This is a genomic window from Luteibacter sp. 9133 (assembly GCF_000800155.1).
GTDB classification, from domain to species: Bacteria; Pseudomonadota; Gammaproteobacteria; order Xanthomonadales; family Rhodanobacteraceae; genus Luteibacter; species Luteibacter mycovicinus.
In genome coordinates this window covers 3651361-3677278 of record NZ_JUHO01000001.1, presented here as the reverse complement: position 1 = coordinate 3677278, position 25918 = coordinate 3651361, and the positions used below count along the sequence as shown (strand labels likewise).

The window sequence follows — 25918 nt, the reverse complement described above, 5'->3', positions numbered from 1 at the left end:
GTCGGCGTTCCCGTGGCGCAGACCGTAACGTAACCGAAGTAGCGATATTTGAACTGGGGGTAAACCGAGTGGGCGTATCTCGATTCGGTGTATAGCTTTACAGCCCGCCACCTTGCGGGTCCTTTCGATGTCACGCCTGCCACCCAAGCCACCCAAAACGACGGCCCAGAAATCCCATGCCCGGCCCGAATACGCGGTCATTGGCGAGACCTTGCGGGCCTTCCGTGTAGAGGCGGGGCTGACGCAGGTTGACCTAGCCGGCCGCCTAGGCCGGTCCCAGAACTATGTAAGCCAGGCTGAGACGGGGCAGAAACGGCTTGACGGTCTCCAGTTACTGGACTGGAGTCGGGCGTGCGGCCGTAGCCTCGAGGAATTCGGCGCAACGGTCGAGGCCAGACTGGCGGGATGAGGCACGCTGGCGGCGGCACGGCCGAGCAATCGGGGCCTTACCCGGCATTAATATCCGGCTAAAATTTTCGGCGCTATCTTTTGGCATCCTGGCCGATACAGGGCATTAGGAGCCTCGGGCTTCACTGACACTACTCGCGATTGCGTTATATTCTTAGGTTGTCTGCGGGGACTCTCCTCGCGTTCGGAGAAGAACATGGGCCTTCCAAACTGGTTGTTGCACCCGTTCGGCTCCCAGCGTGTCATCGTCAATGGCGACGGCACGCTCTCCGCCAATCAATCCAATTTCAGGCACTCGCGCGCGTTTCGCGAGCAGATGGAGGCGGGCAAGCTCATCGCGAAGCGCTTGCGTATCAAAGGCGAGCTGTCGGATTCCAAGGAACCCGCGCCTGCGAAGGCCGAATAGGCAATGCCCTCAGCGCCGTTGCTGCTGGCTTTCCTCGTCAGCGGCTACTTTGCTGTCGCGCGATATTTGGTTACGCGGTCCATCATTCGTCGAGCTTCGGGTCACCCTCAGTATTTTCTAGCGGCTGCCGGTGGCGCCGTCTTGTTCGTGCTCAGCGTCCTCATCGCGCATCGGTTTCGCATTGTAGGACCGGAGCCTCACTCGATGCAGTGGGGCATCGACGTGTTCTTGCAGTATTTCAGCAAGAGCACCTCGCCCGAGCGGCGAACCTACTTGCAGGTCGAGGCGGCCGTGATTTCAGCGGGCCTCGTTTGGCTGCTGCCGGCCTTACTCAATGTGCCGCTTCGCACGAACGTGTCGCTGACCAAGGCCATCCTGGCGCGATACGGTGCCGTTGGACCGCTCGAAATGGTCCTCGACCAGTGCTTGCGCCGCACATACCCGGTCATGCTCACGCAGTCCAGCGGAAAGGTCTATGTCGGTTATGTCCTGTCGACCGCATTGGAGGAAGGCGATTGGTTGCGCCTTCAACCTGTGTTTTCGGGTTATCGCGACGAGAATCAGAAATTCGTGATCACCACGGACTACACGTGGATTGACGAACTGGAATCGGGGAAGGGCAGAGATGAGGCCGACAACACCCCGTTCCGCGAAGACTTCGTGGTGCTGATTAAGCTCGACACCGTAACGTCGGTGCATCCCTACGACCTGCGGACCAACTACCGTCAAAACTTTGATTACGTCGAAGCGCCACTCTCGGCAGAAGTCCCTGCCGAGTCGCCTCCGCCTCCACCCCCACCCATGCCTGGCCCAACGGTGGTTCTGCCGGATTGGTATACGCCACCGATGTCATGGAACCCGCCGCCGGTGGCGGACTACGAGCGCTTTTCGGAGGTGACGCGTCGTGACGCACGTTATCCGCGAAGTCTTGCCAGTCGACTCTACCGCTATGTATTTCGTACCCCGCTACAGCGCCACCTCTACAAGGTGTATGCCACCGCCGTATTGCTGCTGCCGGCCGCCATGGCCCTCGGGGGTTGGGACTGGATCGTGCTCGACCTGACTGTCGGCCTGTTCTCGTTTCTTGCCACGGCCAGAAGCCCCGCTCGGCTGTAGACACGCTTGGCTCGCCGGCTCCAGGCAGCATTGACAGCATGGGGTGGTGCCGCTGGTCAGTCCGGCGCCCCTCGAGCAACTCGAACCGCTGAAATAACCGGGCTCCTGGGATGGAGCACCAAGTTGGCGTGTGGGACCTCGTAGCCGTAGTCGACATTGTCTGGGGCGACCTGTTACGTTCGCGAGGTATCGCTTCGGGTATCGTTGCCCAAGCCGATGAAGATGCTGCAGAAACGACCATTACGGGGTCCGGAGAAGGTCTTGATCTTCTTCCCTTCACCCGCTCCACTCAGTGCCATCATTGCGCTAAGTGCCTTTTCTGCAACGGTTTTATCGGCTTCGTCAGCGGACCCGAGCGACCTCCCCCGAGGTATCGTCTGAGGTATCGTTTTGTGCCCAAGCCTTTGCTGTTGTCCCGACGCAGCGGTTTCTATGTCCGCTTTCTGGTCCCCGAGTCGCTGCGCCCGGCTATTGGTTCGCGGTTCTTGGTGCGGCCATTGCATGGGATGACCAAAGAGGCGGTCCGGCTGGCTGCGGCGCTCTTAGATGTGGCTCTCTCGCAAGCGTGTTTCAGACCAGCCATTGCGCGTCGCGGCTTTCGTCGGCAGGGCTCGATGTCGGGCACGTGGAGAGTGTCGTAGGAAAGAAGTCAGTGGGACACTGAGGAGTGCCTCTGAAGGTACTACGGTTGGCCCCTTCAGCGGCAGATTAAACGTGAACGAAGTACCCCTCGAATTCCGTGCATTTCCACTTCAGGACGGAAAGGTAAATGTCGGAACAATCTTTCCATTGCAGTAGGCGCCAAGATGCGAAAATTGACGCAGTCCGAATCGTCTGTAGTCCGAACGCTCGGAAATCTGATTACAGATGACGTGCTTCGGAGTCAGTTCCTACTAGATATCAATGAAGTTGAGGTCACGGACGAATCGCCAGACGGATCTCGGTTGCTCTTTCACCTGCCCGATGTGCAGCTCCCACCTTATCGAGGTCAAGATAGCTTCCGCGGTCGCGACGGATTTCCCGTCGAAGGAAAATTGTTGGATGCAGATGGCGAGTTCATTGACGTCTATTTTTACCATGTGAATGGACGGATGTTCGAACTCGAACTTCTGCGGCCAGATGGTCAATCTATTTTGAATCCCAATTGGACATCGTTCACCGCGAAGTAAAGAGCGTGTTGCATCGAGATAGCACGGGGCGGCCAATCAGGCCGTCCTCCGTGTTCATTGCGAGACTATATTCAATACCGGGCGTCGCAAAGAGTGAACGCGGCGTTACTCCGCCCGGAAATGAGGTTAATGTGGACCACGTTATCCCAAGGTCCAAGGGCGGAGACGGATCGTTAAACAATGGTCAACCTGCCTGCCGAAACTGTAACCTCGATAAGAGCGACAAAATCAATGCCTGAATTGGTGAAGGTATTCTTTTCTATCCAACCGGACGAGGACGGCTATCCAGACGTTGGCAGTGAGTCGGTCTGGGCAAGACCAGCAGGATCGCCAGATACCTACACCATCGATAACATCCCGTTCTTTGCGCGCCAGGCCGGCCTCGGCGATACCGTCCGCGCACCTCTTCAGGATGGCGTTCGATGGTTCGACCGAGTGCTGGTGGAATCGCCGAACTCTTTATTTCGCGTGGTCTGCTTCGATGAGAACATTGTCGATGCCGTTGCCGATGCGCTCCGGTCCTTGGGCTGTGTGACGGAATACTTTAAAGCGCGCAACCTGTTGGCGGTCAGCGTGCCTGGCGGCGATGTGCTGGAGGCGGCAGAGGCATATCTCAACCGGCAGGAAGGCGCGGGAGTGCTCGACTTTGAGGGTGCGATTTATCGCGAATAAAGCGCCTCGTTCGGAATGCTAGGGCTGGCCGTGAGCGCGTTGACCAAGCTGCCGGTTGGGAGTGTCGGTATCACGTGGATATGGGCAGGGACATATACCCTTGAAAAGGCGTCGTACGCATATTGCCGTAGGGCGCCGACTTCAATCGTATGGCCCCTCGGGCGACAACAAATGCCACAGGTACCTCGCCCAGGTCGGTGTCGTCGATTCCGACCACGCAGCATTCTTTGACGGCGCGATGTCTCTCAAGGTAGCTCTCGATCAGGCCGGGTGAGAGGTCTTCGCCACGGCGGATGATCACATCCTCGATCCCTACACCAACACCTATGCGACCGACCCGCTCTACACCACCTCGATGCGGCGCGGCCTCGTCGAACAGAACGGGGCGGAATGGCCCTCATGAATATTCTCCACCATGCGCGCAATGCGCTGGAGCGGGAGGGCGATGTCGGGGTCCGCGGGCACCCGATAGACCAGGTCCCCAACTCGCACTGGAGGGCGGCGATGGCGATCGAGCGCAGCCAAGGGTCGTCATTGCGCGCAACAGCCTCGATGGCGTGGTTCAGGGCGGTGAGCAAGGCGGGCAGGGGGTTGGTCATGTGAATCCGCAGCGGTCGATCGATGGAGAGCCCAATCGGCCGGTCAGGGCGGGGCAAGCGTGGCCCGGGGGGCTGCGGTCCAGACGGAGGTCGGGCTCCTGCAAGAGCCGGTTGAGACCAGACATCGCGTCACTGCCCTGGCGTAGACTGGATGCCAGGGCACAAAAGGTTGGCAAAAGACTCTCCGGCGATCATGGTCGCTTTCGTTCCTCGAGCCCGTACCGCATGCACATCTTGCTACTTGAAGACGACATCGAGTTGGGCGAGGCCATCAAGCATGCGCTTGAGCACCAGTCTTACGCGGTAACGTGGCTGACCGACGGCAGGCAAGGCGCGGCGTCGTTGTCTGACACGGGCATCGACTTGATCTTGCTCGACCTGGGCCTGCCTGGGAAAGACGGCTTGGAAGTGCTGCTTGAAGCACGCCGCGCGGGGGTGAAAACGCCCATCCTGGTAATGACCGCGCGGGATGCGACAGAGTCGCGCATCAAGGGCTTGGACCTGGGCGCAGACGATTACCTGGTCAAGCCGTTTGACCTGGGGGAACTGGCGGCACGTATTCGCTCGCTGACCCGCCGCGCGCAGGGCCTGGTGGACAATCGAGTGGAGGTGGGCAGTCTGGTGCTGGACCTGGCTACGAATGGCGTTACCTTTCGAGGTGAAATGGTAACCTTGACCCGGCGGGAGTTCGCGGTGCTGCGCATCCTGACCGAGCGCGCCGGCCGCATCGTTCGCCGCGAAACGCTCGAAGGGTCGGTCTACGGATATGACACAGTGGTGGATCGCAACGCCATCGAAGTGCATGTGCACTGGCTGCGCCGGAAGTTGAGTCCCGAGGTCATCCACACGGTGCGCGGCATTGGCTACATGATGCCCCGGGAACCCAAGTGACCTCCAGCAGCCTGCGCGCGCGACTCACCTGGCTCATCATCCTTGTCCAGGTGGCCGTGCTCATTCCGCTGGGGACCATCAGCTACCAGCGCGAACTCCACGAGATGAATCAGTTGCTCGATGGGCGTTTGGCCCAGGCAGGGCGAACGCTGGGCACCTTGATTGCCTACGGGCATGGCAACTACGGAGTACAGGATCCGGCGAAGACGCTGCAGCTCGCGACCGAGGCGCAAAAGGGTACCGTCGTCGTATCGGTCCATCCACGCAACTACGAGCCCGAAGTCGGCTTTCAGGCGTATGACCCCCAGCGCAAACTGGTCGCGGCAACCGCCAATCTGGCGGACCTGCCCCCACCGGCTCCTGGGGAACGCGGGTTTCATGAAGCCGAATATAACGGGGTCAAATGGCGACTGTTCACCCTCACCAACCGCTTCGACCTGACGGTGCGGATTGGGGAGCGGGCAGATAACCGGTCGGACATCACCCGCGGTCTCATCCTTGAGCACGCGTTGCCGCTCATCATCGGGCTGCCTCTGCTCGCCGTGTTGGCAGGACTCGCGGTCAAACAGGGACTCAAGCCTCTGGGTGTGCTGACTGCAGTGCTCGCGCAGCGCGAACCGGGCAGTCGCAAGCTCATCTCCATCGACCGCTCTCCCGACGAGATCAAGCCACTGATCGAGACGCTCAATCAGCAACTCGAGCGGTTGGAAGATGCGGTCGAACGAGAGCACCGATTTGCTGGCGATGTGGCGCATGAGCTGCGCACACCGCTGGCAGCCACCATGATTCACATGGAAAGCGCGCTCATTGCCGACGACCCGGCCGAGGTTCAATACACCGTCGGCAACGCGCGGCGAAGCCTGGTCCGCCTGGGACGCCGCATCGAGCAAATTCTTGCGGTCGCGCGTTTGGAAGCCGGGGCCGCCTCACAACACCGCGTCCCTCTGGACCTGGTCATGGTGGCCACCGAGGTCATCGAAGAGTTGGCCCCCGTCATCGCGGAGAAAGACATCTCCCTGAGCCTCAACCACGAAGAGCCCGAATTGTGGGTGTCGGGCCATGAGGTCGCACTCACGGCGATGTTTCGCAACCTGATTGAAAACGCACTCCGTTATACCCCGGAGCGTGGCCAGGTCGATGTGGCTGTATGCCGCCTGGACGGCAAGATCCTGATTGCGGTCTCCGACGACGGCCCCGGCATTCCCAAGAACCGCAGGGAGGCTGCCTTTCAACGTGGCTACCGTGGCGCCGACATGAAAGAGCCAGGCTATGGCCTTGGGCTCAGCATCGTCCAGCGCGCGGTAGAGCTGCACGACGGGTCCATCGCGCTTCTGGAGGCCCCGTCGGGCAATGGACTTCTGGTGCACATCCTGATGGATCCGCTGACCGACGCCGCGAGTAAACGCTGAGCGCCGAGCGACAGATTCGGAGCACAAAAGATTTCCACAAGAATCGGTTCGGATAATGACCCAGGGCACTTCTGCCCGGGTCAGATCCGAGCGATACCGCCGATGAAACCTTCCGCGCCACTGCGCCATGCGCAGCGACCCGTCCGCGTCATGACGCCGCCATCTCTATTGGCTCACGGGCTCGCCGCATGCTAGCCCTCGTTCGCATCGCCCTCTCGCGTCCATACACCTTCATCGTGCTGGCGCTGTTGATCCTCATCGCCGGTCCGCTGGCCGCCTTGCGCACGCCAACAGACATCTTTCCGAACATCGGTATCCCGGTCATCAGCGTCGTGTGGACCTATAACGGCCTGCCGCCGGACCAGATGTCGGGCCGCGTGATCTATTACTACGAACGCCAGTTGACCACCTCGGTCAACGACATCGAGCACATCGAGTCGCAGTCGTTGCCGGGCGTTGGCATTGTCAAGATTTTCTTCCAGCCGGGCGTGGACATCCGCACGGCCACGGCGCAGGTGACCTCGATTTCCCAGACGGTGGTCAAGCAGATGCCTCCGGGCATCACGCCGCCGCTCATTCTCAATTACAACGCCTCCACCGTTCCAGTGCTCCAGATGGCGCTGTCGAGCCCCATTTTGTCGGAAGCCACCATCCGCGACATCGCGCAGAACTTCATGCGCCCGACGCTGATTTCAGTGCCTGGTGTGGCCATACCGACGCCGTATGGCGGCAAACAAAAGCAAGTAACGCTGGACTTGAATCCGCGCTCGCTGGCGGCCAAAGGCCTCTCGGCCCAGGACGTGGGCAACGCGTTGGCCGCACAGAACCAGATTATCCCCGTGGGCACGGCCAAGATCGGGACTTACGAGTATCACGTCCAACTCAATAACAGCCCAACGGCCATCGATGAGCTAAACAACCTGCCCATCAAGACCGTCAACGGCGCGACGATCACCATCGGCGATGTGGCCCATGTGCGCGACGGCGCGCCGCCGCAAAACAATGTGGTCCGCGTGGACGGCAAACGCGCCGTGCTGATGCCCGCGTTGAAAAACGGCAACGCGTCGACTCTGGACGTGGTGGCCGGCATCAAGAAGCTGTTGCCGCTCATTGCCGAGACCCAGCCCAAGTCGCTGCAGATGCACCTGCTGAGCGATCAGTCCATCTTCGTGAAAGCCGCCGTGGCCTCGGTGGCCCGCGAGGGGGTCATTGCAGCCCTTCTGACTTCCGTGATGATTCTGTTGTTCCTCGGCAGCTGGCGCTCGACGGTCATCATCGCCTTGTCCATTCCGCTTTCCATCCTGTCGGCGATTGCTTTGCTGTCGCTGTTCGGACAGACCTTGAATGTGATGACCCTGGGCGGCCTGGCGTTGGCGGTGGGCATTCTGGTCGACGACGCCACGGTGACCATCGAGAACATCAACTGGCATCTGGAGCAAGGCAAGGGCGTCATGGACGCCATCATGGACGGCGCCAGGCAGATCGTGATGCCGGCCTTCGTGTCGCTGCTGTGCATCTGCATCGTCTTCGTGCCGATGTTCATGCTCGACGGCATCGCCGGCTTCCTGTTCCGCCCGATGGCCCTGGCGGTGATCTTCGCCATGGTGTCTTCCTTCATCCTGTCCCGCACGCTTGTGCCAACGCTCGCGATGTTCTTCCTCAAGCCACACCATCTGGAAGGCGGGGAGGGCGCGCATCCCGAGGACACCTATCTCAACCATCACGAGGGCGACCAGCACGGTCGCAATCGCCGCAGTGCCGTAGTGCGCGGGCTGCTGCGGTTTCAGATGGGCTTTGAGCAGCGCTTCACGCAGGTCCGCGACGGCTACTACGGCTTGCTGGCGGTAGCCCTCGACAGCCGAAAGCGCTTCGTCGTCGGCTTCCTCGGGTTCGTCGTGGTGTCCTTTGCGCTGATTCCTGCATTGGGCCGGGATTTTTTTCCGACCGTGGATTCGGAATCCATCTCGATGCACGTGCGCGCGCCCATGGGCACTCGCGTCGAAGAGACCGCCGCTGAGTTCGATCATATCGAACGCGCCATCCGCGCCGTCATTCCGCCCGATCAGCTCGACACCATCATCGACAACATCGGCCTTCCGCTGAGCGGCGTGAACCTGGTTTACAGCAGCAGCGGTACCATCGGCTCGCAGGACGGCGATATCCAGATCGCCTTGAAGGAAGGCCATCGGCCGGCGGCCGATTTCATGAAGCAATTGCGCGAAAAGCTTCCGCGCGAATTCCCCGGCACCCAGTTCGCGTTCCTGCCGGCCGACATGACCAGTCAGATCCTTAACTTTGGTTCGCCCTCGCCGCTGGATGTCTCCATCGCCGGACGGGATCGCGTGGCCAACGAAGCCTACGCAGAAAGAATTATGAAGGAGCTGCGCAAGGTGGATGGCATCGTCGATGTCCGCTTGCAGCAAAGCTCGAGCTACCCGCAGTTGAACGTCAAAGTGGACCGAGTACGGGCGGATGGGTTGGGCATCACCGAGCGCGATGTCACCAATAGCATGGTGGCGTCTCTGGCAGGCAGCTCGCAGGTCGCCCCGGCCTTCTGGCTCAATCCGAAAAACGGCGTGTCCTACGCCATCGTGGCTTCCACGCCGCAATACCTCATGGACTCGATGTCGGATCTCAAGGCGCTGCCGGTGACCTCCTCAGGCAACGGTGCCACGCAAATTCTGGGTGGTCTGGCGAGCTTCACCCGTGGGCCCAGCGATGCGGTGGTGTCTCACTACAACATCATGCCGTCGTACGACATCTATGCCTCCATTCAAGGCCGGGATTTGGGGGGCGTGGCCAGTGATGTGGAAAAGGTTCTGGCGCAGTTTGCAAGTCAACGGCCAAAGGGCACTTTGGTCAGCCTGCACGGGCAGGTCGGCACGATGAACGAAGCCTTCAGCGGTCTGTTGTTCGGTCTGGTCGGGGCTGTGGGCCTCATCTACCTGCTCATCGTGGTCAATTTCCAATCGTGGATGGACCCGTTCGTCATCATCACCGCCCTCCCGGCAGCGCTTGCCGGCATCGTCTGGATGCTGTTTCTCACGCACACCAGTTTGTCCGTGCCCGCGCTCACCGGGGCCATCATGTGCATGGGCGTGGCCACTGCGAACGCGATCCTGGTGGTGACCTTCTGCCGCGAGCGGCTGGCCGAGCATGGGGACCCGGTCAAGGCGGCGCTCGAGGCCGGTTTTACCCGCTTCCGTCCGGTGTGCATGACGGCGCTGGCGATGATCATCGGCATGCTGCCCATGGCGCTCAGCCAGGAACAGAACTCCCCGCTGGGTCGCGCGGTCATCGGCGGCCTCATGTTCGCCACGCTTGCCACCTTGCTGTTTGTGCCGGTCATCTTCGCGATCGTCCACGGCCGGCCTGCTCCCGCCCCTTCCAAACAGCCGCTTATCGGAGATCACTCCCATGTCGCATGAAGCCACCGCCGCGATACCCGGGCGGCCTCCCCGTGTCCGTTTGATTCTGGCCATCGGCTTAGGCCTGGCCTCCGTTGGGGTGATTGCGGGTCTGTCTCTGCGGTCCGTGGAGTCCCACGAGCTGACGACGTGGACCCAGGCGCAACTTACGCCGAGCGTGCAGGTCATTTCTGCCTCTGCGCTCAGCGCCAACCAGGGTCTGACGCTGCCGGGTCACCTCGATGCATGGATTGCCACCCCCATCCACGCACGGGTCGGAGGGTATCTGAAGCAGTGGAATGTCGACATCGGCGAAAAAGTCAAAGCCGGCCAGGTTCTGGCGCTCATCGACACGCCGGAACTGGATCAGCAGTTCGAACAGGCCAAAGCCGAACTGGTGCGCGCCCAGGCCAATGTGCGCCTGGCCGACACCACCGCCAGGCGCTGGCAGAACCTGCTCGCGTCGCATTCGGTGTCCAAGCAGGAGTCGGATGAAAAGTCGAGCGAAGCGGAGACGGCGCGCGCCAATCAGCTGGGCGCCCAGGCCGATGTAGACCGCCTGGCCGCGTTGGAATCATTCAAACGCATCGTCGCGCCGTTCGACGGGACGGTGACGGCGCGTAACACGGACATCGGCGACCTCATCACGGCGAACACCAGCGGGGGCGAGCCGCTCTTTTCCATTGCCGATACCAGCAAAATGCGCCTGTACACGCAGGTGCCGCAAAGTTACGCGTCCTCCATCGTCCCCGGAATGAAGGTGAAGTTGCTCGTGCTGGGCCATGGCGGCGAGACGGTCGACGGCACGCTCATCGGGACGTCCAGGGCCATCAACCGGGCCTCCGGCACGTTGCTGGCGCAGTTCAAGGTCGACAATCCGCGCCAGGATCTGTTGCCGGGCGACTTTGCCGAGGTGCAGCTCTCCACACACGCCGACGCCCACACGGTGACCGTTCCGGCCACGACCCTCCTGTTTCGCGCGCAGGGGCCGCAGATCGCGGTGCTCGGCAAGGACCACCATGTGGTGCTGCGCGATGTACACATCGCGATGGACCTGGGCGACAAGCTGGAGATCGACCAGGGCCTTCAGCCGGACGACCGCATCATCGATCATCCTACCGATTCGCTGAGCCAAGGCGATCTGGTCCAGTTGGCCCCCGCTGCCACCGACGAGAGCCACCATGCCAAGAAAGCATGATCTTGCCATCCGTGGCGGAGCATTGGTCTTGTTCATGGCGCTGGGCGGCTGCTCGCTGGCGCCGGACTACGTGAAGCCCAACGCCGGTGCCCTGCCGGAGGCCTTTAAGGGCGCCGCTAATCCCGAAGGTTGGACGCAGGCCGATCCCAAAGATGCTGTCGCGCGCGGTCCGTGGTGGAAAGTCTACGGCGATCCCACTCTCGATGGCCTCGAATCCAAACTGGACGCCAACAACCCCGACATCGGCGTAGCTCTGGCTCGTCTGGATGCATCGCGGGCCTATCTCCAAGAGCTTGGGGCGCAACAGTCGCCCCAAGCAGGCATCGACGCCTCACCGACCAACGCGCGGCAGTCCGATAACCGGCCGCTTCGGGGCTCCAACCAGCCCAACGAATACGACACGCGGACGGTCGCCTTCAGCGCCAGCTACGAGCTGGATCTATGGGGCCGGATTCGCAATGAGGTGGCCGAAGGCAAGGCGCGTAGCGTTGCGGCGGAGGCGGACCTGGCCTCCGCCCGCCTGAGCCTCCAGGGGCGTCTTGCGGACTTGTACATCGCATTGCGGGGGGATGATGTGGAGCTGCGCATCGTCCAGGACTCGTTGGCCGCGTTCGGCAAGGGCCAGTCGATCACGCAAAAGCGCATGGATGGGGGTGTTTCGTCGGGGCTGGATCTTGCCCGCGCGAACGCGCAATACGCCGATGCCCAGGCCCAGGAAACGGAGCTGCGTGTGCAGCGGGCACTCACCGAGCACGCCATCGCGGCGTTGGTCGGCGAATCCCCGTCGACCTTTTTCCTGCCCGCCCAGACCACGGCTTTGACCCTGCCTGGCATTCCGCTGGGGGTGCCTTCGACCTTGTTGGAGCGCCGGCCTGATATCGCGGCCGCCGAACGGCGTGCGTTCGCGGCCAACGCCGGCATTGGGGTCGCGCGCGCGGCGTTCTACCCGACCATCAGCCTGGGCGCGGCATTGGGCTGGCAGGACGTGGGGCACGGCAATCTCCTGGCGGCCAGCAACCAGTTCTGGAGCCTTGGGCCGTTGGCCTCTCTCAATCTATTGGACGGCGGCGCGCGGCGCGGCCGCGAGGCGGAAGCCAAAGCGGAGTTTGCTGCGGCCTCAGCGCAGTACCGCGGCCTGGTGCTGCACGCGTTCCAGCAAGTCGAAGACAACCTGTCCTTGCTTCAGGAGTTAGGCCGGGAAGGTCAGCAGGAGATGGCAGCGGCCGACGCCGCCAAGCAGTCCGAGACCTTGGCGACCAACCGGTACAACGAGGGCGTCGTCAGCTATCTGGAGGTAGTCACGGCGCAGACCGCGGCGCTCAAGGCCGAACGCACAGCCGAGCTGGTACGCACGCGGCAGCTCCAGGCAAGCGTGGATCTCATCCGCGCCCTGGGTGGCGGATGGCATACCGCTGCTCAAGACCAGCCTCAGGTGAGCTCACGCTGATCCGAGGCTTTTCCACCACCGTAGAGCGTGAGCTCGCGAGAAACTCATGCGTAGCCCGTAAGAGGGAGATATACCCCGTGCGATTCAAACTAACGACCAGGCGAACCGCTATCGCGCTGTTCCTTGCGACGAGTGGCTTGACCGGCTGTGCCGCAGTCACCGAAACGGGCACCGTCAAGGCGAATGACACCTACGATTTGTGGGACAAACGGATGGATCATATTCCGTTCGTTATTCACGACGCCAACGGCAATGCAGCCGCGTTTGACAGTCGAGGCGATGTTTTCAACGAGCCCGTAGCCGATGTCGAAGCGGAACGCGGGCGCCGCGTGGAGATCTGGGTCGGTCACTTCAGCGGACCAGTGAAGACCTTGTGTGCGGGCGCCCCTGCTTCGGTGCCGAACGACAAGGGCCCGACAGTTGTGTCCGCGCTGTGCGATCGCGATCGCTCCGTCGTGTCATTCAGCGATCGAGCGCGGGAGCGTGTGATTGCCGCGCGTCCGGGTTACATCGCCCGTACGCGAAAACTGCTGCTCGATGGCATTTGGGAAAGCGTTGCGCAAGAGCCAGATCCGCTGCCCTACTGACGCGGACGCCGCAGGCCACGTCCCCCCAGACCGGCGTAGCGCGCCGGTTTCGCGGTCAAGCGCCCCACGAGAAGGATATTGGGTGGCAAGAGACCTTCTCGAATAACGGATCTTCCGCCTCATTTGGTGATGCGCAGCACATATCTCGCGCGCTTCTACACCCGTACGGGGGAGGCGATGTCGTGGCTGGGGATGAAGAATCGCACTCATCAACCGGAGAGACCGACATGTACAGAACGCTTTCCCGCCTGGGCGCGGCTATGCCACTTCTTCTTGCCTCCATGACCGCTTCGGCGACGGGCGGCCTCTGCTTCTATGCCGACTACAACTATCAGGGGGCGGAGTGGTGCCCGACGACGCTCGAGGGTAATGTCACCGGCGCCGTGGTTGACAAGATCTCAGCCGTACGCGTCCCGGACGGGTCGAAGGTAACGCTTTACCAGCACCCCGACTTCACAGGGAAGGTGCTGGAAGTTACGGCGGATACGCCCAACCTGAGCAACGTCGCTTTCAACAACCTCGCGTCGTCCTTTCGGGTCGATGGCGCGACAGCGGCACCCGCTCCCACGACATCCGGCACGTGTTTCTACGAGAACTACCAGTACCAGGGCGCGTCGTTCTGCACCGATGCCGCCACCGGCGACATCGTGTCAGGCCCGGTCGTCGACAAGATTTCGTCTGTGCGCATCCCGGCAGGTTCGCGAGTGATGCTCTATCAGCACCCGGGACGTGGCGGCCTCGCGCTGGAAATCACGGCCGATGCACCGAACCTCACGGACCTGCGGTTCAACAACCTCACCTCGTCGTTCGACGTGCTCCCGCTGGTGACGCCCCCGACGCCGACGCCGGCCCGCAAGGTGCTCTTCGTAGGCAACAGCTTTACGCACGGCGAGTTCGAGCCGGCCTACCACTTCAACGCGGCTAACGTGACCGACCTCAACGGTTCCGGCACGGGCGGCGTCCCCGGTATCTTCAAGCAGATGACCGTCGACGCTGGCCTGTCCTATGACGTGAGCATCGAGGCGGTGAGCGGTCAGACCCTTGCGTACCATTACCAGAACAGGCTGCCGCTCATCGGCTCGAAAGCGTGGGACGTGGTGGTGCTGCAGGAGTACAGCACGCTCAATCCATCGGCGCCGCTCAACCCCGCGAGTTTCCTGAAGTACTCGGCGCTGCTGGAAGGCTACGTGCATGCCGTCGGCCCCCATCCGAACCCCGCGGCGTCGGTCTACGTGCTGGAAAACTGGGCGCGCGCCGACCAGCTCTACGCCGCGGGTGGCGTCTGGAAGGGCAAGACCCTCGAGCAGGCAGTCGCCTTGCTGCATGACAACTACCAGATGGCACTGGATACGAACGCCGGGCTCGCCGGCATGCTGCCCGTCGGTGATGGGTTCGTCGCCGCGGTTTCCCAGGGCGTCGCCGACCGTAATCCATACGATGGTATCGACGAGGGCAAGGTCGATCCGTGGAATGTCGACGGTTACCACGCCAGCGCTTTCAGCAGCACCATGGAGGCCTTCATCGCCTTCGGTCGGATCACCGGACGCGATCCGCGCAGCCTTGGCTCGAACGACGCCGCGGCGGCGGGCATGGGACTCACCCCTGCGCAGGCCACGGCCGCGGAGTCCCTTGCCTGGCAGGTGCTTGCACAGAACCCGGTGAAGTCCCTGTAACTTCCTGCGCCGGCTGGTCCGGCCACAGGCGAGGCCAAACGCACCGTGCCGCAAGGTACGGTGCGTTTCTTGTCTATGGACGTCTGGGTGTCCAAGCGCGCAGGCGGCGTCGGCCTCGCACTGCCAGCCCGTTGCTTCCGCTCGGTGCCGCCATACCCCTGCCTTCGGGCTCTGTACGCCCGTGCGGCCGGCGGCTGCCTCGAAGCTCCGCTTACACGCGCTCAGGTGGCGTGAGCAAGGACCATGCAATTTTTCCCGCTTTGGTCACGAACCGAGGGACACGCTGGAGCATTAACCCCCCCGGAGTCTCCCATGCTCGCGACCACCTATCGCCGCCCTTACCGTGTGGCCGCGCGGCAAGTTCCCGATCCTGTGATCGAACACCCGTTCGACGCCATCGTCCGCGTCACACGGACCTGCATCTGCGGGTCGGACCTGCACCTCTACCATGGCCTCGTCCCGGATACGCGCGTGGGTTCGGTATTCGGGCACGAGTTCACGGGTGAGGTCGTCGAGGTGGGAAATGGCGTCGAACGACTGAAGGTCGGTGACCGCGTACTCGTCCCGTTCAACATCTTTTGCGGTACGTGCTACTTCTGCCAGCGGGAGCTCTACAGCAACTGCCACAACGTGAACCCGTCGGCGACCGCAGTGGGTGGAATCTACGGTTATTCACATACCACGGGTGGCTACGCCGGCGGGCAGGCCGAATATGTGCGCGTGCCCTTCGCCGACATCGGGCCAACCGTCATTCCCGACGATATCGACATCGAAGACGCCGTGCTGCTTACCGACGTGGTGCCCACGGGCTACCAGGCCGCCGAGATGGGCGACATCAAGGAAAACGACACCGTTGTCGTCTTCGGTGCCGGTCCGGTTGGCATCATGGCCGCCCGGTCCGCGTGGCTGATGGGGGCGGGGCGGGTCATCGTCGTGGACCACGTCGACTACCGGCTCGACTTCGTCCGTGCGTATGGCCCGGCCGAGACCGTTGATTTTCGGGAAGTGGGCGACATGGCCATCCATATCAAGAAAATGACCGACGGGCTCGGTGCGGATGTGTGCATCGATGCGGTGGGATGCGAGGCGGCAGGCAGCGCTCTTCAACAGCTGACCGGTGTCACGATGAAGCTCCAGGCGGGAGCGGCCACGGTGCTGCACTGGGCCATCAACTCGGTGCGAAAGGGCGGCAACGTGTCAATTGTCGGCGTGTACGGTCCGACGTTCAACGCCGTGCCCATCGGCAATGCGGTCAACAAGGGGCTGACCTTGCGAATGAATCAGGCAAGCGTCAAGCGTCATCTTCCGCGCCTCATCGAGCACGTCCGCGCTGGCTGGCTCAACCCCAAGGCCATCATTACCCATCGCGTGCCGCTCGAAGAGGTCAGTGATGCGTACGAGATGTTCTCAGGCAAGAAAGACGGCTGCATCAAGGCCGTATTGATCCCGCCGACGGCAACGGGGTCGTCCGTCAAGACTCCGAACCCTTCCATCGTCCCCGGAGAGCCGGCATGAACCAGCCCATTGACCGCAGCACCATCCCCGGTTGGGGCGCCGACCTTGACCGTGCGAACCGTCCGGCGGTGCCGATGGAGCGCACGCCGCCACGGCTGGAAGGCGTGCACTGGACGACGCCGCCTGCGCAGGAGAGCGCGGTCGAAATATTGCAATCGACTGAGCACTTCGTTCGGCCGCCGGTGTTCGGCACGACTGTTCCGCCGCGCGGAATCAGCGGGTGGATACGCCGCAGGGCTTTCCGCCACAGTGAGAACGACCTCCGCCACTGGCTGATGCTGCTTGCGGCCGATCGGGTCGACGCTGCCGAGGGGATGGTTGCGGACGTCGCGATCAAGCCAGGAGTGCGCGCCGTAGCTCTCGGGAGCGGTGCAGCTCTGCTTGCGGTATGGCTGATTCGCAGAAACAGCCGATAGCCCGCCCGGTCAGGTCATGCGTAGTCCGGTCGGCGACGCGGCCAATGTCGACATCCGCGACCAAAACCCGGGACTGACGTTCATCGGGAGGCCGTTGCCGCTACCGAAGGCTTTCCGTTTTCGTGCGGATAATGGAGATGGATGACCCGATCAGCCGAGTCTATGGTTTCCGGGCGGTGCGCCACCATGAGCCTGGTCATCGGCAAGCCAGCGATGTGTCGTCCGATCAGCCGCTCGTTGACGACGTCCAGGTGGCTGGTTGCCTCATCGAGCAGCAGCAGCTGTGGATTCCGGTAGATGGCGCGCGCGAGCAGAATGCGCTGCTCCTGACCTGCGGATAAGGCCGAGCCCATATCGCCAACCAGTGTCTTATAGCCCATCGGGAAGCTCATGACTTCCCCATCCACGGCTGCGAGATGCGCCGCGCGCGACACCCTGGCGCTATCCATGGCGGGGTCGAAAAAGCAGATGTTTTCCTCGATCGACCCTGAGAAGAGGCGGTCGCTCTGCAGGACCGTACCGCAGATTGCGCGGAAAGCGGCGCGCCCGATCATCGTGACATCGACGCCGTCATAGAGGATGCGACCCTCGGTAGGCTCGAGGAAGCCAAGAATGAGCTTGATTAGCGTTGTCTTTCCGACCCCCGAAGGGCCGGCCAGCGCTACCGACTCACCGGGCAGGATCGTCTCGTCGAAGTGCCGAATTATCCACGGCTCATCCGACGCGTAACGGAATCCGATATTTTCGAAGCGAAGGGTGCCGATGGATGCAGGCAGCGCACCCGCGCCGAGCTCCTCCTGGGGCTGATCCGTGATGTCGCGGAGTCGGTCGACATGCAGATCGAGCAAGCGCAGTTCGATGATGTTATCGACGAGGGCGGCGCCCTTTAGAAGAAACATTTCGACGTAGGCGATGGCGGCGACAAAAGCTCCAACGGTGAAATGACCATCCAGTACCTGCCTTGCGCCAAGAGTGACGATGCCGATACGGCAGAGCCCCATGATGGAGTCGTTCGCGGATCTCGCTATCGAACTGAGGTACTTCACGCGGATCAGCTTGTTGAGCGTAAGGGTGAACAGCGAGGTGAAGCGGTTCGTTCGACCTTCGTGGTCGTTGAACAGCTTGACCGTGGCGATGCCCCTCACGGATTCGATCATGAGACTTTCCTGCCGCGCGCTGGCATTGAGCTGATCCTGATTGGCGAGCATCAGCGGTGTGTAGACGTAGAGCCTGATCGCCCCGTAGAAAGCCAGGGTCACCAGCGCGATCAGCGCGAACTTCAACGAATAGCCCGCGATCAACACCAGGGCGATGAGGGAAGTCCCACCATCGATGAGCGAAGACACGATATTGGTCGAAAGGATCGACTGGATGGACTGGATCGAGAGGTATCTCGACAGCACGTCTCCTATGTTCCGCTTTTCGAAGTAGGCCAGCGGAAGCCGGAGAAGATGCCGGAAAACGTCCGCTCCCCATCGGCGAACGAACGCTGCACTCACCGAGGCGATCGACCAGTCACGGGCCAGGCTAAGCACGGACCGGATCAGGATGGCGAACGAAAACAGACCCGCTAGCAGATAGAGAAGATCGACATCCCGTCTTCCTATGGCACGCTCGATGACCCACTGAAGCAGTAATGGACCAACGAGCCCCAGTAGCTCGAGGCAAACCGCCAAACAGAGCAGTAGCAGGCCCGCTCCCACCAGGGAGCGCATGATGGTTCGGACCTGCGCGTTGAATCGTGGTTTTCGCGCGGGCACAATCGGCGTGAAATCCTGCCCTGGTTGGGCGTCGATCGCGTAGCCGGTGAAAAGACGCGCGAACTCCGTTTCGTTCAGCACGCATCGACCCTTCGCGGGGTCATGAATGACGTAACGGCCATCCTTGGCTGAGATGAACACCACGAAGTGATTGCTCCCCCAGTAGAGGATGGTCGGGCGGCCAAGGCGGGCGAGAATGCTCATCGGGCACTTGATCACGCGCGGATGCAAGCCGATCTCCGCCACGATCTCGGCGGTGCGGCGCAAGGACATGCCCGATAGTGAGGACGCGTAACGGGAACGCATCCAGCCCAGATCGATGCCATGCCCGTGGTAATGGGCAATCATGGCGACGCACGCGAGGCCGCACTCGGTCAGCTCGGCCTGGAGCACGATCGGAACACGCCGCTTCATGCTTCCACCGACGCGTAAGTGCGCAGCGGAACATTGCGGCGAATGGTATGCACAAGCTCCTTCAGCTTATCGATGCGCGTAGCGATGCCTTGGTCCTGCCGACCTTCCGCGAATGACGGCACGCCGCGGAAAGACCGGTAGCCGCTCCGTGCAGCGGCTACTTGCCAGGCGCTCGCTTCTCCGAGTGTTTCAAGACGGGCGCCCGCGCGAGCCACATACTCCGCATCGGACAGTCGCGTGGCGTAGTGGCGGGTTCGCTCAAGCAATGCGATGCCACGCTCTCGGTCCCCGCGTTGGAGGGCCAGCAGGCCACCGCGATACACAAGGCGAAGCACCACATGGTCGAGCATTCGTTCGGCGGCCTTGGGGGATGACTGCCGAAGCAGTTCCACAGCCAGACGGTCGACCGGTTCCGGCACGCCCTGACGCCACGACCACGCGGCGCGGTAGAACATGCCGGCCAGGCGGGTTCGCGCGTCCATGAACCAGGCTCGGTTGGACAATCCCGCGTTGACCATGTCGAAGTCGCCCGTGAGGGTGCCGGCGACGACCTGTTGCTCGGCGAGGAGTGGATGTTCCTTGCGGCCCAACTGGCGCTCTACGCGCCGGAAATGAGTGGCGAGTGCATCGCTCTGTGCCAGCGCGGCATAGAAATTTTCGCTGGCGTATACGCTTGCGGCGAACCGCCTGTCGGCGCCGTCGGAACCAAAGCGAGTCCCCGCCAGTGTGACGCGGCCGCACTCGGCGAGACGTCGCACGGCGGATAGTTTCCGTGCCGCGGCCCTCGCCTTACCGTCGATGCGGTCGAGTCGCGCGAGGTTCACCCAGGGCTGCATGGCCTCACCGGGAAACCCCTCCTGGACAGCATGTTCAATCTGTGCGGCGCATTCGTTCCGAGCCGCCTCCGTGCCGTCGATCAGCATGGTGATGAGCGAAAAATTGTTCTGGATCGAGGAGAATTCACCGAGGGAGCGCGTGCGATTTCGTGGCAATTGCTCGGTCTTGTAAATCAGTTCATCGAGCCATGCCGCGACAGGCTTGCGGGCGGTCCGCCCCGTATCCACCAGCGAATCGGTGGTGATGAGCTCCCTGAACATATCGTCCGGCGACATGGTGCTTATCCGAAAAGCGTCATGGGGGTGCGACGTACCGCGCGTCCGGCAGTAAGCGCCACGGCAGACAGGCTGACGGCCATCATTCCAAGCGCGGTCACCAGAACCAGTGCTGACGTGGGCGCCGCCAGACCGTAACGTTCCGAGAGATGGACGTGAAGGGAAATCGCCATGACGATGCCGAGGATCGCGCCACTACCTGAAACGATCAGGTTTTCGCAGGCGAAGAAGAAGACGATATCCCGCTTCATGGCACCGACGGCGCGCATCACTCCAATCTGCCTCTGACGCTTATTCACAAGGAAATGCGTGAGGCCAGCCAGTCCGCAGGCAAGCATGACGATAAGGACGATAATCACGGTCAGGAGCATGCGCGACACGGCCATATCGGAGGCGAAGTATTCCAGGCGCTTCCCCGTGAGCGTGAAGACATCGGCCTGGACGTGGCCGGTATTATGCTGCTCCATAAGGGCAGCCGCGGCGGGTAGTGCCCGTCCGAGCGAGCCGTTCTTCGCGCGGATGGTGAATGCGCCACCGACATTTTCATTCTCGATACGAATCTCGCTGACGACACCCATGTCGTCGTTGTCGGCGCCGGTAAGCTGGGATCGAAGATATCGGACGATACCGATCACCCGCATGGGATTGCCATTGGTGTAGACGACCTTTCCGAGAGCATCCGAGTCGGGAAACAATCTTTGCGATAACTTCCGCGTGATGAGAACGGGAAGAACGCTGTTGTCGTCCAGTGTGCCGGCAGGTGGCGGATCATCCGAGGTGAACGTACGCCCGGCCACCACGTCGATTCCGAGTGTGGCCGTGAGCCCCTGGCTCCCCTGAAAGAGGTAGGCACGGGTGGTAGCCGACCGAGCACCGGCATCACGGCGGACATCGATCGTGGAGGTGTTCATCAATGGCGGTGCGCCGTATGCCGCGGACCGAACGTCGGGGATCTCACGGAGGAGCTGGAGGTTCTGTGCCGCCGTTGACGGGTTAGCCGCGCCGACGACGCCTATGCTTCGGATGACACCGATGTTGGCTTCGTCGACGCCGGTCGGTGTCTGCCATCGCTGCTGCGTGGCGGCAACGACTGCCAGAGCGTTGACGATCAACGCGGTGAGTACCGCGATCTCCGCAAGCAGCATGAGATGTATGAACTTTTGCCGCCGCAGCATGGCCAGCACGGTCGGGACCATGATGAGAAATCGATTCATGCGGTTTTTATCAGTTGTGCCGGAGCGATGCGGGATGAGCGAACTGCCGGATACAAGCCCACGGCAAACATCACGACAATCGCCACCATGACCGATTGGGAAAGCGCCGCGAAGTCGATATGAATTCCTTCGACCAGCGATGGCGTCTGTTTCTGAATCATGCGGAAGCCGAGCCATGTCAGCGGCAACGACAGCACACCGCCAGCCAGCCCTGCGATGCCGGCTTCGAGGAAGCACTGCATGAAGATGTCGTGTCGCGTGGCGCCCAGCGCGCGGCGTATCGCAAGCTCGGAGCCGTAGCGCGAGAACTTGGCTACGAGAAGGCCGACGGCGCTCATCATGCAGACGACGAAGATGCCTGTTCCGATGACCGCTTGCATGCGCACGGCGGGCGGAACGACATTATTGATGGCTACCCAGTTGCGTACGTTCGATACGCGCGGACGAACGTCGAGCTGGAACCTTCCGGCATCGCGCTGTGTCCTGACGTACGCGCGCAGGGTATCGCTGAAGCGTGCAACCGCGTCCGCACTGGCCAGGTTGACCCAGTATTGCACCCACGTGCAGTTCGGAGCGGTCGGCTTCTCGCCAGTCTGGCCTGCCGAGGACCAGCATTTTACGGGTCCGAATCCATAGTCCTGAGGAAGGTCGAGCCACGTGGCGAACGGCATGTACAGGTCTTCGGCGTTGGCGAACGCGCCCGTGCCCAAATCGTAAAAGTGCGGTTTCGGATTCCAGTCGTCGACGACACCGATGACGCGGAAGCTGCGGGTGGCGATCTGCATCTCCCTGCCGACGCTGTTCTCACCTCCGAACATCCGATCGTTGGCCCGGCGTGACAGCACGACGACAGGCGTTCGCGACTGGTCCTCGGCCTCTGTCCAGCCGCGTCCCACGATGAAGTGAAGACCGAACAGCTCGAAAAAGCGCCAGGTGGTCGCACGCGTAGGCGTCATTCGAAGGGGGGACGCGTCGTCCCCGCGCTTCGAAGGCAGGCGATTCGTGCTCATGATCGCGCCAGGTGGCGCAGACGATAACCGGTAGAGCGCGTTCGCATCCTGCAGCGTCAGATCTGCCGGCATGGCTTTATCGCCTGCCACGATATCGGCTGGGCGCGGTTCTATCTGCGGATGAAACACCGATGTGCTGTAGCCGGGAAGCGGGTCGCCCCCCAGGCTCTCCACGAGCGCAACGGCGGAGAACGGAGCGCTGATGCCGATCGCGACTGCAAGCATCATGAAGACGGACATGAGTGGGTGCCTGCGGGTTCCGTGCCATGCGGACTCCACGTAATAACCTAACATGCTGCGCTCCTAATCTGGCTGCGCGAACGGTGCCGCCGAAGCGGCACCGGGAATTCAAGGGCACGTGGCCCCCGCCCTTGTCAGGAGCACGAATCCTTGTTGTGGCAGAAGACACCGGAGACCGCCTCGGTGCTGAGTCCGATGGACGACTGGATGCCGCCACTCAGGTGTTCCGCCTTGGTGGAGTCCACGATATCGAAGAGCCCATCTTCGTCATAAACGAACAGCTTGTTCTCAGTGCTCATGTCGTTTCCTTACTTACAGTTCTTGTCATTGGTGCATGCAAATCCAGACACGACGAGGCCTTCGCCGACGTTTGCCATGGATCCCTGGATGCCGCCCGTCAGATCGAACGGGGCCGCGTCGCCCTGGATGTCGAAGAGGCCATCTTCGTCGTAGACGAACACGATGTCGTGTCCGGTGGTTCCGTTACTCATGGTCCATTCTCCAGTTGTACTCAACGAGGTAGGCGCGGGTCCTGGCGCCTGAGTTTTCATCCGTGAAAAGCGGCGGCTTCATCCGTACGAATGCGCGGGACAGCCCAGTTCGTCTGCGTTTCGGCTCAGGTGTCCGCGCAGCCAGAAATTCATACGCTCGTCGTCGATCTGAACGCGGCCATCGTCCAGGAGTCGGCCGACCACGTTGCCCTGACTATTGAGAGCGACGGTGCATTTCCCGAGTCTTCCATCGGCCCTGATCATGAGGTGGTTGGGCTTCGCGGCGTAGCAGATGTAGCCGAACTCGTGGTCGTCCGCACCCGAAGGTGATGCATCTCCAGCGACTGGCAGGTCGGATTTGCGCTTGATATCGGTGACCTTGATCGCGCTCTCGAACAGGTTACCTACGCCGTTGGACACCTTGAAGCCCGCCCTGACGAGACGTTCCTCGATGACCAGCGAGATGCGGTGTGCCTCGTCCATGGAAATGGTCTGCATTTCCTTCTGATTCTCGTTCGTTCCGCCGAGATCCGAGATGTGGCGGACGTAGATACTGAACCTGGGGTCTCCGCCGAGTTCGACGGCGATCTTTTCGGTCAGTCGAAGCAGGCCCTGTTCGTTTCCCGGCATGATATGCAGGCGTACGATGATTTCGAAGTCGAGGTCGGACGTGTGTGCCGCGGTTAGATTCGCCCAGATCTCTTTGAAGGTGCCCGAGCCGTTCGCATACTGACGGGATCGGTTATGGGCTTCCTCATCGCCATCGAGGGATATCTGAAAGTTGCGTTGGCGACGCGATACCAGCAGTTGCAGCGTGGCGGGGTCGAGGAGAAACGCATTGGTCGTCAGGCCGCCTTCGAACTCCTCGAGTTCACCGCGTTCGTAGAAACCGTGTGCGTACGCGGCAATATCGTGGACGATATCTTTGGCCACGAGAGGTTCTCCGCCGAACCACTCGAACTGCAGTGATCGAAGACCACCCTGCTCGACGCGTCGTCTGATCAGGCTCTTGATCGCATCGACTACCGGCGGTTTCATCTTGCCGATTGCAAAATCTTCATAGCAATACGTACAGCGAAAATTGCAGCGCTCGGTCGGAAGAATGGTGAGGTGAAGGTGCCTATTTCCGTCGTGACGCATGACATCCCCTTGTCGTTTCAGTTCAACCTTTGAAATACGCGTACGCCACCGTCAGGCATGTGGCGATTGAGATGGCGCAGACGAGCACGATCCACCCTGCCGAAGGCGGGGGAGTCACGTCATTTGCGTCGTTAACGGAGCCCGCGTTGGGCCATTTCATGGCGATGCCATGCGGAGAGTGCGTGTTCGGTGCATCCGTGCCATCCGGTCCCCCGATCGGTCGAAGTAGTCCCTTGGCCTTGGATACCTGTAACGGCGTTCAGTGTCAAGCCAGTTATAGCGGGTGAAATGATGGACACGGCATGAATTTGATTGTCATGAGCCAGACAGGCGCATCCACCGCCGAAAATGAGCGGTGGCGATGTGCATCGGGTCGCGTTTGCTGGCCGGTCAGCGGCTTATGTTGCCGAAATCGTGCAATGCCTGAAACGACGCCTTCGTGGATGTCGTTGCGGAGGACGCGCTGTCGGAAGGCGCGGGGTCTCCCATCGCGAGCATCAGCCCCGCTGGAGGGCGGCCGATGGCAGGGTTGCCGTACGCACGCGGCTGGGAAAGGCGTGACGCACGATCCGCCAGATGACCTGACCGAACTGCTTAGGTAACGAGCCCGTGTTGTAGTGCTGGCCGTAACGGGCGCAGATCTGCTTCACCTCGACCGCCATCGCCGCGTAGCGGTTGGCCGGCAGGTCCGGGTAGAAGTGATGCTCGATCTGATGGCTCAGGTTGCCCGACAGCACGTTGAGCAGCTTGCCGCCGGCGATGTTGGACGAGCCGCGCAGCTGGCGCAGGTACCAGTGGCCGCGCGTTTCGTCGCGAATGGTTTCCTTCGGGAACACTTCGGCATCGGCGGTGAAGTGGCCGCAGAAGATGATGACGAAGGTCCAGATGTTGCGCATGCCGTTGGCGACGAGGTTGCCCAGCAGCACCGGCAGGAAGAACGGGCCGGCCAGCAGCGGAAACACGATGTAGTCCTTGATCAGCTGACGCGCCATCTTGCGACCGACCGGACGGAAGTTGCGACGCAGTTCCGCCGTCTTCATCTTGCCCGCGAACCAGCGGCCGATGCGCAGATCCTGGATGGCCACACCCCACTGGAACAGCAGCATGAAGAACACCGCGATGACGGGCTGCATCAGATAGAACGGACGCCAGCGCTGCTCGGGGAAGATGCGCAGCAGGCCGTAGCCGATGTCGTCGTCCATGCCGCGCACGTTGGTGTACGTGTGGTGCTGGAAATTATGCGTTTTGCGCCAGGCATCGCCGGTGGCGACGATATCCCACTCGTAGGTCTGGCCATGCAGCTTGGGGTCGCCCATCCAGTCGTACTGGCCGTGCATGACGTTGTGGCCGAGCTCCATGTTGTCGAGGATCTTCGACAGGGCCAGGCAGATCGTGCCGACGATCCAGGCGGGGACGAGCACGCTGTGCACGAACGCGCCGAGGAAGAGCAGCGCGCGGCCGGTCACGCCGGTCCAGCGCACGGCGGCAACGATGCGACGGATGTAGCGGGCGTCGCGCGCGCCGACATCGGCAGCGACGCGGGCACGCAGGGCGTCGAGCTCGTCGCCGAAGGACTGCAGCTCGGCGGCGGAAAGAATGCGGTTCTTGATGCGGGCCATGTGTA

23 protein-coding genes are annotated in these 25918 nt (G+C 61.8%); 14 read left to right on the top strand and 9 right to left on the bottom strand.

Annotated features, from left to right (window positions below; all coding sequences use genetic code 11):
* The first annotated feature begins 127 nt into the window (after positions 1 to 127).
* From FA87_RS16055 to FA87_RS16035, 4 genes are all read left to right on the top strand, one after another.
* Positions 128 to 409 carry a helix-turn-helix transcriptional regulator gene (locus tag FA87_RS16055; RefSeq protein WP_081996615.1) on the top strand — a complete coding sequence of 94 codons (282 nt, stop codon included), beginning with the start codon at positions 128 to 130 and terminating at the stop codon, positions 407 to 409.
* Between the two features lie 195 nt (positions 410 to 604).
* Complete coding sequence (locus FA87_RS16050) at positions 605 to 814, top strand: hypothetical protein (protein WP_043695910.1); 210 nt, start codon at positions 605 to 607, stop codon at positions 812 to 814.
* A 204-nt stretch (positions 815 to 1018) separates the two neighbouring features.
* Entirely contained in the window at positions 1019 to 1930 is a 912-nt protein-coding gene (locus FA87_RS16045) for a hypothetical protein (RefSeq protein WP_043695906.1), read from the top strand.
* A gap of 1349 nt (positions 1931 to 3279) precedes the next feature.
* A complete protein-coding gene (locus tag FA87_RS16035; protein WP_051943279.1) occupies positions 3280 to 3771 on the top strand; it encodes a DUF4265 domain-containing protein in 492 nt (163 codons plus the stop codon).
* 70 nt (positions 3772 to 3841) lie between these two features.
* Here FA87_RS16035 and FA87_RS20440 read toward each other — a convergent pair whose 3' ends face one another.
* Complete coding sequence (locus FA87_RS20440; protein WP_036110247.1) at positions 3842 to 4072, bottom strand: hypothetical protein; 231 nt, start codon at positions 4070 to 4072, stop codon at positions 3842 to 3844.
* A gap of 98 nt (positions 4073 to 4170) precedes the next feature.
* On the opposite strand from FA87_RS20440, the gene FA87_RS16030 reads away from it, so the two are divergent.
* From FA87_RS16030 to FA87_RS15985, 10 genes are all read left to right on the top strand, one after another.
* On the top strand, positions 4171 to 4374 hold the full coding sequence (locus tag FA87_RS16030; protein WP_156108678.1) for a hypothetical protein: 204 nt from the start codon (positions 4171 to 4173) through the stop codon (positions 4372 to 4374).
* A gap of 221 nt (positions 4375 to 4595) precedes the next feature.
* Positions 4596 to 5261 (top strand): response regulator, encoded by a 666-nt coding sequence (locus FA87_RS16025; RefSeq protein WP_043695902.1) that lies wholly within the window; start codon positions 4596 to 4598, stop codon positions 5259 to 5261.
* The gene (locus tag FA87_RS16020; RefSeq protein ID WP_043695900.1) at positions 5258 to 6670 is read left to right on the top strand and encodes an ATP-binding protein; all 1413 of its coding nucleotides are present in this window, start codon (positions 5258 to 5260) and stop codon (positions 6668 to 6670) included. The genes FA87_RS16025 and FA87_RS16020 overlap by 4 nt, the downstream gene beginning before the upstream one ends.
* 188 nt (positions 6671 to 6858) lie before the next feature.
* Positions 6859 to 10098: an efflux RND transporter permease subunit gene (locus tag FA87_RS16015; protein WP_043695897.1), complete on the top strand. Its 3240-nt coding sequence runs from the start codon at positions 6859 to 6861 to the stop codon at positions 10096 to 10098.
* Positions 10088 to 11275, top strand: a complete 1188-nt coding sequence (locus tag FA87_RS16010; RefSeq protein WP_036110262.1) for an efflux RND transporter periplasmic adaptor subunit — start codon at positions 10088 to 10090, stop codon at positions 11273 to 11275. Before FA87_RS16015 ends, FA87_RS16010 begins: the two co-directional genes overlap by 11 nt.
* A 34-nt stretch (positions 11276 to 11309) precedes the next feature.
* Positions 11310 to 12722 carry an efflux transporter outer membrane subunit gene (locus FA87_RS16005; RefSeq protein WP_239709180.1) on the top strand — a complete coding sequence of 471 codons (1413 nt, stop codon included), beginning with the start codon at positions 11310 to 11312 and terminating at the stop codon, positions 12720 to 12722.
* A gap of 77 nt (positions 12723 to 12799) precedes the next feature.
* Positions 12800 to 13309 (top strand): hypothetical protein, encoded by a 510-nt coding sequence (locus FA87_RS16000; protein WP_156128570.1) that lies wholly within the window; start codon positions 12800 to 12802, stop codon positions 13307 to 13309.
* Positions 13310 to 13536: 227 nt separating this feature from the next.
* Positions 13537 to 14982 carry a beta/gamma crystallin-related protein gene (locus FA87_RS20025; protein WP_052191395.1) on the top strand — a complete coding sequence of 482 codons (1446 nt, stop codon included), beginning with the start codon at positions 13537 to 13539 and terminating at the stop codon, positions 14980 to 14982.
* Between the two features lie 312 nt (positions 14983 to 15294).
* Positions 15295 to 16497 carry a zinc-dependent alcohol dehydrogenase gene (locus tag FA87_RS15990; protein ID WP_052191394.1) on the top strand — a complete coding sequence of 401 codons (1203 nt, stop codon included), beginning with the start codon at positions 15295 to 15297 and terminating at the stop codon, positions 16495 to 16497.
* Positions 16494 to 16913 carry a hypothetical protein gene (locus tag FA87_RS15985; RefSeq protein WP_043695894.1) on the top strand — a complete coding sequence of 140 codons (420 nt, stop codon included), beginning with the start codon at positions 16494 to 16496 and terminating at the stop codon, positions 16911 to 16913. The genes FA87_RS15990 and FA87_RS15985 overlap by 4 nt, the downstream gene beginning before the upstream one ends.
* Before the next feature lie 80 nt (positions 16914 to 16993).
* Here FA87_RS15985 and FA87_RS15980 read toward each other — a convergent pair whose 3' ends face one another.
* The 8 genes from FA87_RS15980 to FA87_RS15950 form a co-directional block, all read right to left on the bottom strand.
* Positions 16994 to 19087 (bottom strand): peptidase domain-containing ABC transporter, encoded by a 2094-nt coding sequence (locus FA87_RS15980; protein WP_051943286.1) that lies wholly within the window; start codon positions 19085 to 19087, stop codon positions 16994 to 16996.
* A complete protein-coding gene (locus tag FA87_RS15975; protein ID WP_043695891.1) occupies positions 19084 to 20199 on the bottom strand; it encodes a hypothetical protein in 1116 nt (371 codons plus the stop codon). Before FA87_RS15975 ends, FA87_RS15980 begins: the two co-directional genes overlap by 4 nt.
* 5 nt (positions 20200 to 20204) lie before the next feature.
* Positions 20205 to 21413 (bottom strand): FtsX-like permease family protein, encoded by a 1209-nt coding sequence (locus FA87_RS15970; protein ID WP_052191393.1) that lies wholly within the window; start codon positions 21411 to 21413, stop codon positions 20205 to 20207.
* Complete coding sequence (locus FA87_RS15965; protein ID WP_051943290.1) at positions 21410 to 22663, bottom strand: ABC transporter permease; 1254 nt, start codon at positions 22661 to 22663, stop codon at positions 21410 to 21412. Before FA87_RS15965 ends, FA87_RS15970 begins: the two co-directional genes overlap by 4 nt.
* Before the next feature lie 134 nt (positions 22664 to 22797).
* Positions 22798 to 22962, bottom strand: a complete 165-nt coding sequence (locus FA87_RS20820; RefSeq protein WP_156108680.1) for a hypothetical protein — start codon at positions 22960 to 22962, stop codon at positions 22798 to 22800.
* Positions 22963 to 22971: 9 nt separating this feature from the next.
* Entirely contained in the window at positions 22972 to 23154 is a 183-nt protein-coding gene (locus tag FA87_RS15960) for a hypothetical protein (RefSeq protein WP_036110281.1), read from the bottom strand.
* 78 nt (positions 23155 to 23232) lie between these two features.
* Positions 23233 to 24294 (bottom strand): radical SAM protein, encoded by a 1062-nt coding sequence (locus FA87_RS15955; RefSeq protein WP_051943291.1) that lies wholly within the window; start codon positions 24292 to 24294, stop codon positions 23233 to 23235.
* A 497-nt stretch (positions 24295 to 24791) separates the two neighbouring features.
* A complete protein-coding gene (locus FA87_RS15950) occupies positions 24792 to 25913 on the bottom strand; it encodes an acyl-CoA desaturase (RefSeq protein WP_043695888.1) in 1122 nt (373 codons plus the stop codon).
* Positions 25914 to 25918 lie beyond the last annotated feature (5 nt).

Excerpts from the sequence above, each read along its gene's own strand:
- FA87_RS16055 (WP_081996615.1), top strand. The coding sequence starts at position 128 with ATGTCACGCCTGCCACCCAAGCCACCCAAAACGACGGCCCAGAAATCC.
- FA87_RS16050 (WP_043695910.1), top strand. The coding sequence starts at position 605 with ATGGGCCTTCCAAACTGGTTGTTGCACCCGTTCGGCTCCCAGCGTGTC.
- FA87_RS16045 (WP_043695906.1), top strand. The coding sequence starts at position 1,019 with ATGCAGTGGGGCATCGACGTGTTCTTGCAGTATTTCAGCAAGAGCACC.
- FA87_RS16035 (WP_051943279.1), top strand. The coding sequence starts at position 3,280 with ATGGTCAACCTGCCTGCCGAAACTGTAACCTCGATAAGAGCGACAAAA.
- FA87_RS16030 (WP_156108678.1), top strand. The coding sequence starts at position 4,171 with ATGAATATTCTCCACCATGCGCGCAATGCGCTGGAGCGGGAGGGCGAT.
- FA87_RS16025 (WP_043695902.1), top strand. The coding sequence starts at position 4,596 with ATGCACATCTTGCTACTTGAAGACGACATCGAGTTGGGCGAGGCCATC.
- FA87_RS16015 (WP_043695897.1), top strand. The coding sequence starts at position 6,859 with ATGCTAGCCCTCGTTCGCATCGCCCTCTCGCGTCCATACACCTTCATC.
- FA87_RS16010 (WP_036110262.1), top strand. The coding sequence starts at position 10,088 with ATGTCGCATGAAGCCACCGCCGCGATACCCGGGCGGCCTCCCCGTGTC.
- FA87_RS16005 (WP_239709180.1), top strand. The coding sequence starts at position 11,310 with ATGGCGCTGGGCGGCTGCTCGCTGGCGCCGGACTACGTGAAGCCCAAC.
- FA87_RS20025 (WP_052191395.1), top strand. The coding sequence starts at position 13,537 with ATGTACAGAACGCTTTCCCGCCTGGGCGCGGCTATGCCACTTCTTCTT.
- FA87_RS15990 (WP_052191394.1), top strand. The coding sequence starts at position 15,295 with ATGCTCGCGACCACCTATCGCCGCCCTTACCGTGTGGCCGCGCGGCAA.
- FA87_RS15985 (WP_043695894.1), top strand. The coding sequence starts at position 16,494 with ATGAACCAGCCCATTGACCGCAGCACCATCCCCGGTTGGGGCGCCGAC.
- FA87_RS15980 (WP_051943286.1), bottom strand. The coding sequence starts at position 19,087 with ATGAAGCGGCGTGTTCCGATCGTGCTCCAGGCCGAGCTGACCGAGTGC.
- FA87_RS15975 (WP_043695891.1), bottom strand. The coding sequence starts at position 20,199 with ATGTCGCCGGACGATATGTTCAGGGAGCTCATCACCACCGATTCGCTG.
- FA87_RS15970 (WP_052191393.1), bottom strand. The coding sequence starts at position 21,413 with ATGAATCGATTTCTCATCATGGTCCCGACCGTGCTGGCCATGCTGCGG.
- FA87_RS15965 (WP_051943290.1), bottom strand. The coding sequence starts at position 22,663 with ATGTCCGTCTTCATGATGCTTGCAGTCGCGATCGGCATCAGCGCTCCG.
- FA87_RS20820 (WP_156108680.1), bottom strand. The coding sequence starts at position 22,962 with ATGAGCACTGAGAACAAGCTGTTCGTTTATGACGAAGATGGGCTCTTC.
- FA87_RS15960 (WP_036110281.1), bottom strand. The coding sequence starts at position 23,154 with ATGAGTAACGGAACCACCGGACACGACATCGTGTTCGTCTACGACGAA.
- FA87_RS15955 (WP_051943291.1), bottom strand. The coding sequence starts at position 24,294 with ATGCGTCACGACGGAAATAGGCACCTTCACCTCACCATTCTTCCGACC.
- FA87_RS15950 (WP_043695888.1), bottom strand. The coding sequence starts at position 25,913 with ATGGCCCGCATCAAGAACCGCATTCTTTCCGCCGCCGAGCTGCAGTCC.